This window comes from Streptomyces sp. Je 1-332, from assembly GCF_040730185.1.
GTDB lineage: Bacteria > Actinomycetota > Actinomycetes > Streptomycetales > Streptomycetaceae > Streptomyces.
The window spans coordinates 6,323,206-6,334,642 of record NZ_CP160402.1; the positions used below are offsets into that span (position 1 = coordinate 6,323,206).

At 69.9% G+C, this 11,437-nt stretch carries 7 protein-coding genes; 2 read left to right on the forward strand and 5 right to left on the reverse strand.

What is annotated here, in order from left to right; genetic code table 11:
• The 3 genes from ABXJ52_RS28615 to ABXJ52_RS28625 form a co-directional block, all read right to left on the reverse strand.
• Complete coding sequence (locus ABXJ52_RS28615) at positions 1 to 1,365, reverse strand: VCBS repeat-containing protein (protein ID WP_367045685.1); 1,365 nt, start codon at positions 1,363 to 1,365, stop codon at positions 1 to 3.
• 93 nt (positions 1,366 to 1,458) lie between these two features.
• Positions 1,459 to 2,988: a UDP-N-acetylglucosamine 1-carboxyvinyltransferase gene (locus tag ABXJ52_RS28620; protein ID WP_367045687.1), complete on the reverse strand. Its 1,530-nt coding sequence runs from the start codon at positions 2,986 to 2,988 to the stop codon at positions 1,459 to 1,461.
• A 108-nt stretch (positions 2,989 to 3,096) separates the two neighbouring features.
• Positions 3,097 to 4,986: an amidohydrolase gene (locus ABXJ52_RS28625; protein ID WP_367045689.1), complete on the reverse strand. Its 1,890-nt coding sequence runs from the start codon at positions 4,984 to 4,986 to the stop codon at positions 3,097 to 3,099.
• A gap of 122 nt (positions 4,987 to 5,108) precedes the next feature.
• Between ABXJ52_RS28625 and ABXJ52_RS28630 the strand changes: the two genes are divergently transcribed.
• Positions 5,109 to 6,128, forward strand: coding sequence for a LacI family DNA-binding transcriptional regulator (locus ABXJ52_RS28630; RefSeq protein WP_367045691.1), 1,020 nt, complete (start codon positions 5,109 to 5,111; stop codon positions 6,126 to 6,128).
• Between the two features lie 188 nt (positions 6,129 to 6,316).
• A complete protein-coding gene (gene acnA / locus ABXJ52_RS28635) occupies positions 6,317 to 9,031 on the forward strand; it encodes an aconitate hydratase AcnA (protein ID WP_367045692.1) in 2,715 nt (904 codons plus the stop codon).
• Positions 9,032 to 9,154: 123 nt separating this feature from the next.
• On the opposite strand, the gene ABXJ52_RS28640 is transcribed toward acnA, so the two are convergent.
• On the reverse strand, positions 9,155 to 9,535 hold the full coding sequence (locus tag ABXJ52_RS28640; RefSeq protein WP_367045693.1) for a VOC family protein: 381 nt from the start codon (positions 9,533 to 9,535) through the stop codon (positions 9,155 to 9,157).
• 216 nt (positions 9,536 to 9,751) lie between these two features.
• On the reverse strand, positions 9,752 to 11,098 hold the full coding sequence (locus ABXJ52_RS28645; RefSeq protein ID WP_367045695.1) for an MFS transporter: 1,347 nt from the start codon (positions 11,096 to 11,098) through the stop codon (positions 9,752 to 9,754).
• Positions 11,099 to 11,437 lie beyond the last annotated feature (339 nt).

Below are 11,437 nucleotides of genomic sequence, written 5' to 3' on the forward strand. Positions count from 1 at the left end.
TCAGTCGCGCCTCCCGAACCCCATCGTGGCGAACGCGGCATTGTCCCGGTCCGTGGTGCCGTCCGTGATCCACCAGTGCGACGGCTCTTCGCCGTAAACGCCGAAGAGCCGGCTCTGGCCCCAGCCCAGGATCAGCTCCTCCTTGCCGTCGGCGTCGAAGTCGGCGGCGGCGCATGGATGCGCCTGACGCGAACGTGCCCTGGTCTTCTTGCCGTTCACCCAGGCCGGGCCTTCCCGGAGCACCTCGGTGGGGTCCTCGTCGCCGTCGATCAGGAGCGCGCCGTCGTCCGTGGAGACGAGGATGCCGTCCGTGCCGTCGCCGTCCGGGTCCGCGGACATGTAACCGCCGGGCCCGTAATAGGAGTTCTCGTCGCTCGCCGGGATCTCGTGCGTGGTCGGGGTGCCTCCCTTGCCGGGGTAGACCGCGAGCGAGGAGGCCACCTCTGGGTCTTCCACCCCGGCGTCCGGCTCGTTGTTGCGGCTTCCGTTGTCGCCGATGGCCACATCGCCGATGCCGTCACCGTCATAGTCGCCGAACGCCACCGCATTGCCCTCGCGCAGCTCGATGGAGGTGCGGGAGAGGCCGCTTCCATCGCGCGCCGGGTAGAAAACCGCTCCCGTCTGCTCGCCGTCGTCACTCTTGTGGACGAGGAGACCGGTCGCGTGCGGCTCGCCCGCGGGGTCGATGTCATCCGCGGCCAGCCAACTCCCCTTGCCGGGGCGGGTGTCGGTGCGTGCCGGGGCACCGGATCGGGTGAAGGGTCCGTACAGCAGGGTCGCCGTTCCGTCCTGCCGGACCGCCGCGATGTCGTGGTGCCCGTCCCCGTCGAAGTCGCCGCGCACCGGACCGGACAGGCCCTCGTACGGGGTGTCGGCCGGTATCCGGATCCGGGTCGCTTCCGCACCGGGCTTCGGTCCGCTCGGGCCGCCCCAGTCCACGGTCGGCACCGCCCGCTGCGCGGAATGGTCGGTCGAGACGAAATCGGGATAGCCGTCGCCGTCCAGGTCGGCGGTGGTGACGGTACCCGGACCGTAGTCGTAGACCGCGTGCGTCGAAGGGTCGAGCCCCTTGGCCGAGCCGAACACGACGGCGGTACGACCGTCTTCGGCCTGGCTGCGGGAGGGCAGCGGGATGAGCAGATCGCGGTGCCCGTCTCCGTTGATGTCGTCCGGGTCCTTGGAGCCCTTGCCGTCGGAGGGCACGGGACGGGAAGCGGTCGGCGTCGACACGGGGTTGCCGTCGCCCTTGGAGGGCGACGGCTTGCCGCGGTCGGCCTGCTCACCGCACCCCGCCGCGAGAAGGGCGAGCGAGGCACAGAGCACGACGAGGGCGCGTGTGCCGGGGACGGGGGTGCGTTCTGCCATGCGCCCACCCCAGCACCGCGCCTTCGTACATCTCCAGACAGGACCGGCGATCGTTGCCCAGTCGTGTCGGGGGAGCCGGGCCGCAGACCGTTCCTAGATGTCCCGGAACGTCTCGATCTGCGCGCCCACCGAGTTGAGCCGCTCGGCCAGCTCCTCATAGCCGCGGTTGATCACGTACACGTTGCGCAGGACGGACGTGCCCTCGGCCGCCATCATCGCTAGCAGCACGACCACGGCGGGCCGCAGCGCGGGCGGGCACATCATCTCGGCGGCGCGCCAGCGGGTCGGGCCCTCCACCAGCACCCGGTGTGGGTCCAGGAGTTGGAGACGGCCGCCGAGGCGGTTCAGGTCGGTCAGATAGATGGCGCGGTTGTCGTAGACCCAGTCGTGGATCAGCGTCTTGCCCTGCGCCGCCGCCGCGATGGCCGCGAAGAAGGGGACGTTGTCGATGTTCAGGCCGGGGAACGGCATCGGGTGGATCTTGTCGATCGGCGCCTCCAGCTTGGAGGGCCGGACGGTGAGGTCGATCAGGCGCGTACGGCCGTTGTCGGCGAAGTACTCCGCCGTACGGTCGTGGTCGAGCCCCATCTCCTCCAGGACCGCGAGCTCGATCTCCAGGAACTCGATCGGGACGCGGTTGACGGTCAGTTCGGACTCCGTGACGACCGCCGCGGCGAGCAGGCTCATCGCCTCGACCGGGTCCTCGGACGGCGAGTAGTCGACGTCGACGTCGATGTCCGGGACGCCGTGCACGGTGAGGGTGGTCGTGCCGATGCCCTCGACCTGCACGCCGAGCGCCTCCAGGAAGAAGCACAGGTCCTGGACCATGTAGTTCGACGAGGCGTTGCGGATGACGGTCGTGCAGTCGCTGCGCGCCGCGGCGAGCAGGGCGTTCTCGGTCACGGTGTCGCCGCGCTCGGTCAGCACGATCGGCCGGTCGGGGACGACGTCACGCGCGACCTCCGCGTGGTAGAGCCCCTCGGTCGCCGCGATGTCGAGCCCGAAGCGGCGCAGCGCGATCATGTGCGGCTCGATCGTGCGGGTGCCGAGGTCGCAACCGCCCGCGTACGGCAGCTTGAAGCGGTCCATGCGGTGGAGGAGCGGACCCAGGAACATGATGATCGAGCGGGTCCGGATCGCGGCCTCCGCGTCGATCGCCTCCATGTCGAGCTTGGCCGGCGGCACGATCTCCAGGTCGACCCCGTCGTTGATCCAACGGGTGCGGACGCCGATCGAGCCGAGGACTTCGAGGAGGCGGTAGACCTCCTCGATGCGCGCCACGCGGCGCAGCACCGTGCGTCCCTTGTTGAGCAGGGAGGCGCAGAGCAGCGCCACGCAGGCGTTCTTGCTCGTCTTGACGTCGATGGAGCCGGACAGCCGGCGATTGCCGACCACTCGCAGATGCATCGGCCCCGCATACCCGAGCGAGACGATCTCGCTGTCCAGCGCTTCGCCGATACGGGCGATCATCTCAAGGCTGATGTTCTGGTTGCCGCGCTCGATGCGGTTCACTGCGCTCTGACTTGTGCTGAGCGCCTCGGCGAGCTGCGACTGCGTCCAGCCCCTGTGCTGACGGGCGTCGCGGATGAGCTTGCCGATACGTACGAGGTAGTCGTCTGCCATGTTTCGCAGGTTATCTCAGATATGAGATGACGCACGAGCCGGGGTGGGCCATACGGGAAATAACCGATTCAGTACGGAAGTTCCCGTACGTCGCGTCGTCCCGCCGGGTCAGCCGCATCCGCACGACGCGTGCCGCCCACCGTGCACCGCGGCCTGCGCCGTGAGCCGCGGTCCGGCCGCCGCGCGCGTCACCCGGGCGGCGGCGGCGCGCCCGGCCGACGAGTCGGCGTCATGCACCACTGTGCCCCCGGTCAACGTCAGACGCACTTCGGAAGAGCTGATATCAGCCACCGGACACCGCGTCACATCGCGGTCGAGCAGCACCAGATCGGCCGACTTCCCCGTTTCGACGGTCCCGGTCCGATGGTCCATACGGAGCTGACGCGCCGTGCCGAGGGTGTGCATGAGCAGGGCCGACGAGCGGCTCAGCCCTTCCTTGTCCCGGTACAGATCACCCTCGCCCTCTGCTCCGAACCGGTCTACGGAGGTACGCACCTGGTTCCACACCTGGAGCGGATCCACGGGCCAGTCCGAGCCACCGGAGAGCCGCGCCCCGTGCCGCTCCAGGCTGCGCGCCGGGTACTGCCAACGGTGGCGCCCCGCACCGATGTACGGCAGCAGGGCGTCCATGGTCCAGGTGTTGCGGGTGGCCCACTGGAGCTGCATGCAGGGGATGACGCCGAGCTGCGCGAACCGCGGCAGGTCGGCGGGGTCGACGAGTTGGAGATGGGCGGTGGTGTTGCGCAGGCCGCGCGCCCCCGTCTCGCGCAGGGCGTACGCGTACCCGTCGAGGGAGGTGCGGACGGCGCGGTCACCGATGGCGTGCGCGTGCATCTGCCAGCCCTCCTCGTTGAAGGCGGCGGCCAGCCGGCCGTAGTCCGCCGCCGACACGTACAGGTCGCCGCGGTGGTCGGTGGGCCTGCCGTCCTTGTCGAGATAGGGCTTCAGGAGCGCCGCGGTCTGCGCCGGGTACTCGATGACCCCGTCGAGGAACACCTTGACGGTGCCGAACCGCAGCGCGCGTACGTCCTTGAACTGCTCGCGAAGCCCCCGCGCGAACGCCACCGCGGCCGCCGGGTCCTTCGTCTTGTCGGTGTCGATGCGCAGGGCGGGCACGATGCGCTGCGGCAGCTTCCCGCTCTCGGCGAGCGCTTTGTAGAGGTCCAACTCGTCCTTGCCGACGACGGCTTCCATGAACGTGGTGATCCCGGACGCGGCGGCCTCGGCGAAGATCTTCGCGGCCGCGGCGACGAGCTGCTCCTGGTCGGGCTCGGGGATGTGCCGGGTGACGAGCGGCTGGGCGTCGTCCTTGAGCACGCCGGTGGGCTTGCCGTCCCGGCCCTTGACGATCTTGCCGCCGACAGGGTCCGGGGTGGACGCGGTGATGCCCGCGATGTCGAGGGCGCGCTGGTTGACCCATATGTTGTGCCCGTCGCCGCCGCGCAGCGCGACGGGCCGCCGGGTCGGCAGCGCGTCGAGCATGGAGTGGTGCGGAGCGGTGCCGTGCGGAAGGAGCCCCACGGGGTTCCAGTCCTCCACCACCAGCCACCCGTCGGGCTCCTGATCGGCGGAGTCCTTCAGGAACGCGGTCAGGGTCTTGTGCAGCTCGGCGACGGTCTGCTCGGCACCGGCGAGGGAGGGGCGCAGCGAGCGGCTCGCGGCGTCCATGGGGTGGGCGTGCCCGTCGTGGATGCCGCTCATCAGGGTCCCGCCGGCCGCGTCGACGACTTCGGTGTCCCGCCCGATGAACCGCAGAAGCGAGGAGTCGCTCCCCACGGCGAGGATCTTCCCGTCCCTGCCGACGGCGACCGCTCGGGCGTGGTCGTGCTTCCGAGTGCCGGTGAAGACACGGGCGTTGTGCAGGACGAGGGCGGCGGAGCGCCGGGGGGAGGCGGCTGCGGGTGCACCCACCGCCGCGAGAAGCCCGGTGGCGCCGGCGGAGGCTAGGAGGCCGCGGCGGGAGAAGCGGGAGAAGGGGGAGAGGTGCGGGGACGGCATAGAACACTCCGGGAATCGAGTGGGTGGGCGGGAAGGATCCGCCGCGCAGCGGCGGCACGAACGCTGGCCGAGTAAGGCGTTAACCAGAAGCCACCCGCTTCGACGGAATCCGCATCCGTACGATGAGCCCCGTGCCCAGGCCAACCCTCGCCGACATAGCCCGCGCCGCGGAGGTGTCGACCGCGACGGTCTCGCACGCCCTCAACGGCACGGGCCGCCTGGCCGCCACCACCCGCCGCAGGGTGAGGGAAACCGCCACCGCCCTCGGCTACGCCACCCCCCGAACCGCCCCGCGCACGCGGACCCTCGGCGTCGCGGTGACCACGTACGCGAGAGCCTGGAACTACGCCGAGGTCGCCTACTTCTCCCGGGCCCTCACCGCGGCCACCTCCGCGGCCCACGCGCACGGCTACGCCCTGACCACGCTGCCCGCCGACCGCGCCGCCGACGACGCGTGGCACGGCCTCGCCGTCGACGGCATGCTGATCATGGACAGCCCGCGCGGGGACCCGATGGTCCACGCGCTGCGCGCCCGCGGCATCCCGCTCGTCTTCGACGGCGTCCCCGGTGACCCGCGCCCCGGCGACCACTGGGTCGACAACGACCACGAGACGACCACCCACGAGGTCCTCGACCACCTCGCCGCCTCCGGCGCCCGCCGCATTGCCCTGCAGTCCGGCAGCGGGAATGAGCACTACGCGCGCGCGGTGACACAGGCGTACGCCGGGTGGTGCGCGGAGCGCGGCGCCGATCCGCTGGTCGTGCCCTTCGACGGGACGGACGGCCAGGGAGAGGCGTTCGACACGCTGCTGCGGGGCCCGGACCGCGCCGACGCCGTCTACGCGGCGTACGACCCCGGCGGCCGACAGCTCCTGGCCGCGGCGGCCAGGCTCGACCTGCGCATCCCCGACGCACTACGGGTGGTGTGCGCGAGCGAGGACCCCGGATACGCGACGACACGACCGCCGGTGACCACGGTGACCCTGAACCCGGAACAGACGGCCCGCGCGGCCGTCACCCTCCTCGTGGACCTGATCGAGACCGGCACGGCACCGACCTCGGTCGTCGTACCGGCGGGCCTTCTGGTGCGCGACTCGTCCCGCGCGGGTCAACCGCCCGCACCAGGGCATGCCGGACTGTGAGCGGGCGCACTTCGTCGTCGCGCCGGGTCATGTACTAGAGTTATCTCGACATCGAGATATCTGCCGAGGCGCACCAGAAGCCGCCACCCGGTAAGGGTTACCTAACTAAGCCTTACCTTAGCGGATCGACGAGGAGTCGTGGCGGCAGGATGTGACGACAAACGCGCACATATATGAAGGAGACTGTCGTGTCGGCGAACAGCTTCGACGCCCGCAGCACGCTGCGCGTGGGCGACGAGTCGTACGAGATCTTCAAGCTGGACAAGGTCGAGGGCTCCGCGCGGCTGCCCTACAGCCTGAAGGTCCTCCTTGAGAACCTGCTCCGCACCGAGGACGGCGCGAACATCACCGCCGACCACATCCGTGCGATCGGCTCGTGGGACTCCCAGGCCCAGCCCTCGCAGGAGATCCAGTTCACGCCGGCCCGCGTGATCATGCAGGACTTCACCGGCGTGCCCTGCGTCGTCGACCTCGCCACCATGCGTGAGGCCGTCAAGGAGCTCGGCGGTGACGCGGACAAGGTGAACCCGCTCTCCCCGGCCGAGCTGGTCATCGACCACTCCGTCATCGCCGACAAGTTCGGCACGGCGGACGCCTTCGGCCAGAACGTCGAGCTGGAGTACGGCCGCAACAAGGAGCGCTACCAGTTCCTGCGCTGGGGTCAGACGGCCTTCGACGACTTCAAGGTCGTCCCCCCGGGCACCGGCATCGTCCACCAGGTCAACATCGAGAAGCTGGCCCGGACGGTCATGGTCCGCAACGGCCAGGCCTACCCCGACACCCTGGTCGGCACCGACTCGCACACCACCATGGTCAACGGCCTCGGCGTGCTCGGCTGGGGCGTCGGCGGCATCGAGGCCGAGGCCGCGATGCTGGGCCAGCCGGTCTCCATGCTCATCCCGCGCGTCGTCGGCTTCAAGCTGACCGGTGAGCTGCCCGCCGGCACCACCGCCACCGACCTGGTCCTCACGATCACCGAGATGCTGCGCAAGCACGGCGTCGTCGGCAAGTTCGTCGAGTTCTACGGCGAGGGTGTGGCGGCCACGAGCCTCGCCAATCGCGCCACCATCGGCAACATGTCGCCCGAGTTCGGCTCCACCGCCGCGATCTTCCCGATCGACGACGAGACGCTGAAGTACCTGCGCCTGACCGGCCGTGACGAGCAGCAGGTCGCGCTCGTCGAGGCGTACGCCAAGGAGCAGGGCCTCTGGCTCGACCCGGCCGCCGAGCCCGACTTCTCCGAGAAGCTGGAGCTCGACCTCTCCACGGTCGTCCCCTCGATCGCCGGTCCCAAGCGCCCGCAGGACCGCATCGTCCTCGCCAACGCCTCGCAGCAGTTCGCCCAGGACGTGCGCAACTACGTCATGGACGACGAGGAGGCCGGCAAGGAGTCCTTCCCGGCGTCCGACGCCCCGGCCTTCTCCAACGGCGTCCCGTCGAAGCCGACCACGGTCACCGCTCCCGACGGCTCGACGTACGAGATCGACCACGGCGCCGTCACCGTCGCCGCGATCACGTCCTGCACCAACACCTCGAACCCGTACGTCATGGTCGCCGCCGCGCTCGTCGCGAAGAAGGCCGTCGAGAAGGGCCTGACCCGCAAGCCGTGGGTCAAGACCACCCTCGCCCCGGGCTCCAAGGTCGTCACCGACTACTTCGACAAGGCGGGGCTCACCCCCTACCTCGACAAGGTCGGCTTCAACCTCGTCGGCTACGGCTGCACCACCTGCATCGGCAACTCGGGCCCGCTGCCCGAGGAGGTCTCCAAGGCGGTCAACGACGCCGACCTGGCCGTGACGTCCGTCCTCTCCGGTAACCGGAACTTCGAGGGCCGCATCAACCCCGACGTCAAGATGAACTACCTGGCGTCCCCGCCGCTGGTCGTCGCGTACGCCATCGCGGGTTCGATGAAGGTCGACATCACCAAGGACGCGCTCGGCGCGGACCAGGACGGCAACCCCGTCTACCTGAAGGACATCTGGCCCTCCGAGGCCGAGGTGAACGACGTCGTCGCCAACTCCATCGGCGAGGACATGTTCAACAAGTCCTACCAGGACGTCTTCGCGGGCGACGCCCAGTGGCAGGCCCTCTCGATCCCGACCGGCAACACCTTCGAGTGGGACCCGCAGTCGACCTACGTCCGTAAGCCCCCTTACTTCGAGGGCATGACGATGGAGACCACCCCGGTCTCCGACATCGAGGGTGCCCGCGTCCTGGCCAAGCTGGGCGACTCGGTCACCACCGACCACATCTCCCCGGCCGGTGCGATCAAGGCCGACACCCCGGCCGGCAAGTACCTCACGGAGCACGGCGTCGAGCGTCGCGACTTCAACTCCTACGGCTCGCGCCGTGGCAACCACGAGGTCATGATCCGCGGCACGTTCGCCAACATCCGCCTGCGCAACCAGATCGCGCCGGGCACCGAGGGCGGCTTCACGCGTGACTTCACGAAGGAGGACGGCCCCGTCTCCTTCATCTACGACGCCTCGCAGAACTACCAGGCGGCCGGCACCCCGCTCGCGATCCTCGCGGGCAAGGAGTACGGCTCCGGTTCGTCCCGTGACTGGGCCGCCAAGGGCACCGCGCTCCTCGGCGTCAAGGCCGTCATCGCCGAGTCGTACGAGCGCATCCACCGCTCGAACCTCATCGGCATGGGCGTCCTGCCGCTCCAGTTCCCGGAGGGCCAGACCGCCGAGAACCTCGGCCTCACCGGCGAGGAGTCCTTCTCCTTCACCGGCGTGACCGAGCTGAACGAAGGCCGCACGCCGAGCACGGTCAAGGTCACCACCGACACCGGCGTGGAGTTCGACGCGGTCGTCCGCATCGACACTCCCGGCGAGGCGGACTACTACCGCAACGGCGGCATCATGCAGTACGTGCTGCGTTCGCTGATCCGCAAGTAGGCTTTGCGCACGCAGTAGTTGAGGGCTGCACCCCCCGTCTTGCAGGGGGGTGCGGCCCTTGCCCTTTGTCTGCGGCCGCGTGGGGACTTTTCGCGCAGTTCCCCGCGCCCCTGACGGGGCCCTCTAGCCGCCGTACGGAACCGTGATCAGTTCCATGGGATGGCCGGACGGGTCCAGGAAGTACACGCCCCTGCCGCCGTCGTGGGTGTTGATCTCGCCCGGCAGCTTCTGGTGCGGGTCCGCCCAGTGCTCGATGCCGCGCGCCCTGATCTTCTCGTACGCCGCGTCGAACTCCGCCTCGGAGATCAGGAACGCGTAGTGCTGCGGGGTGATCTTGTCCGCGGGGATGGTGGCGAAGTCCAGGGTGATGGAGTTGCTCAGTTCCACCGCGATGAACGGGCCCCACTCCGAGGTGATTTCCAGGCCCAGCAGGTCCGTGAAGAACTCGGCGGACTCCCGGTTGTCCCGGGCGTGGATGATCGTGTGGTTCAGCTCTACCGACAAGGAATGCCTCCAAAAGGCATCTCCTGACACCTCCATGCCTCACCCAGCCGGTGACCGGCACGCGATGTCGCCGTGGATCTTAGGCACGGCGACATCGCGCTGTCGAGCTGTTTCCCGCCAATGACCGCCGGGAGGAGGCGTGACGGCCGTCCGTATGAGCCATGGGCCATGGGCCATGGGCCGCCAGGTGCCCCTCGCGCGCATCGGTACGGGGACTCAGTGTGGCCGACGAAGGTTCTGTTCGCGCACTGCCGCCACGCCCGCCGCCGCGACGAGGACCGCGATCGCCGCCCAGCCGAACGCCGCCCGGAAATCGGCCCCTTGAGCGCTGCCGCCGCCGACCGCCGCGCCCACCAGGACCGCGAGCCCCAGCGAGCCGCCGAGCTGGTCCACCGAGCGCTGCACGCCGGAAGCCGTGCCCGCGTCGTCCTCGGTCACGTCGGAGAGGGCCGCGTTCTGCAGGGCGAGCAGCCCGATGCCCATCCCGGCCGCCACGCCGGTCATGCCCGGCAGCACGTCGACCCAGAATCCGCCGTGGTCCGGCAGCCGGGCCAGCCAGCCGAGCCCGGCCGCCGTGAGGATGAGACCGAGCAGCGCGGTGTACTTCGTACCGACCGCTCCGATCAGACGGGGCGTCAGGAACATCGCGGCCAGCAGTGCGGCGCAGAACGGCAGGTATGCCAACCCGGCCTGGAGCGGCGTGAGTTCGACGATGTCCTGCATGTAGAGGGTGAGCAGGAAGAAGCTCGTGGAGAGGCCCGCGCTGAGCGGGACCGTCGCCGCGTTCGCGACCGTGCGCGTGCGGTGCGCGAAGAAGGACAGCGGCACGAGCGGACTCTTCGTACGCGCCTCTACGAGGATGAAGGCGGCCAGCAGCGCCACTCCGGCGAGCATCGCCGCCGCTGACCCGCGCAGGACACCGTAGACGAGCGTGAGGGGACCGCCCGTCAGGAGCGCGGCGCCGGGCAGATCGAGCCGACGGCCCGCAGCACGTGGACCGTCGGCCCGCACCAGCCTGGGCGTGATCGCGATGACGACCGCCGCCAGCGGCACGTTGACGCCGAAGATCCAGCGCCAGTCCAGGAGTTGAACGATTACTCCGGAGAGCAGTACGCCGACGACGAGCCCGCCCGCCGAGATCGCGCCCCACACCCCGAGCGCCCTTGCCCGCTCCTCCGGGCCGGGGAAGAGCAACGCGATCAGCGACATCGCGGCGGGCGACGCGAGAGCCTCGCCCGCGCCCTGCGCGAAACGGGCGACGACCAGTGTCTCCAGGTTCGGCGCGAGCCCCGCCGCGAGCGAGGCGAGCGCGAAGAGCGCGGCCCCCAGCAGGAACATCCGCCGCCGGCCCAGCAGATCGGTCAGCCGCCCGCCGAGCAGCAGCAGACCGCCGCCGACGAGGGTGTAGCCGGTGACGACCCAGGACAGGGCGGCGGGTCCCGCGTCGAAGCGTGCGCCGATGGCGGGGAGCGCGACGTTCACGACGGTGACGTCGATCGCGATGAGGAACTGGAGGAGGGAGAGAAGGGCGAGCGTGAGCGTGCGCCGGGGAGAGTTGTTCACGTGTACGAGCACTCCAGATCGGCCCCGGGCCGTCGAACGGCGGGGGACGGAGGAAGACAGGACGCTTCCGTGCCTCGGCCCGCGGGGGCGGGTGGGCACCTGGAGTTACTTGGTCACGGACACGGCGGTGACTGTAGTGGGGCGGGGGGTTGGGCGCACTCGATTTTCTTGGTGGTTTGTGGGGGTGGGGGGGGCTGTGGTGGTGGTCTGTGGTGGTGGTGAGGGCTGGGCGTGGCGGCCCGACTTTTGGGCACGACACGACGGCGCGTCGGGGCGGGGATGTATGACCTGTGCGGACTGGTTCTTCTGGGGCTGGGTCACGGGGTTGGCTCGGTTGGG

Coding starts and splice junctions, on each gene's coding strand:
- ABXJ52_RS28615 (WP_367045685.1), bottom strand. CDS start 1,365: ATGGCAGAACGCACCCCCGTCCCCGGCACACGCGCCCTCGTCGTGCTC.
- ABXJ52_RS28620 (WP_367045687.1), bottom strand. CDS start 2,988: ATGGCAGACGACTACCTCGTACGTATCGGCAAGCTCATCCGCGACGCC.
- ABXJ52_RS28625 (WP_367045689.1), bottom strand. CDS start 4,986: ATGCCGTCCCCGCACCTCTCCCCCTTCTCCCGCTTCTCCCGCCGCGGC.
- ABXJ52_RS28630 (WP_367045691.1), top strand. CDS start 5,109: ATGAGCCCCGTGCCCAGGCCAACCCTCGCCGACATAGCCCGCGCCGCG.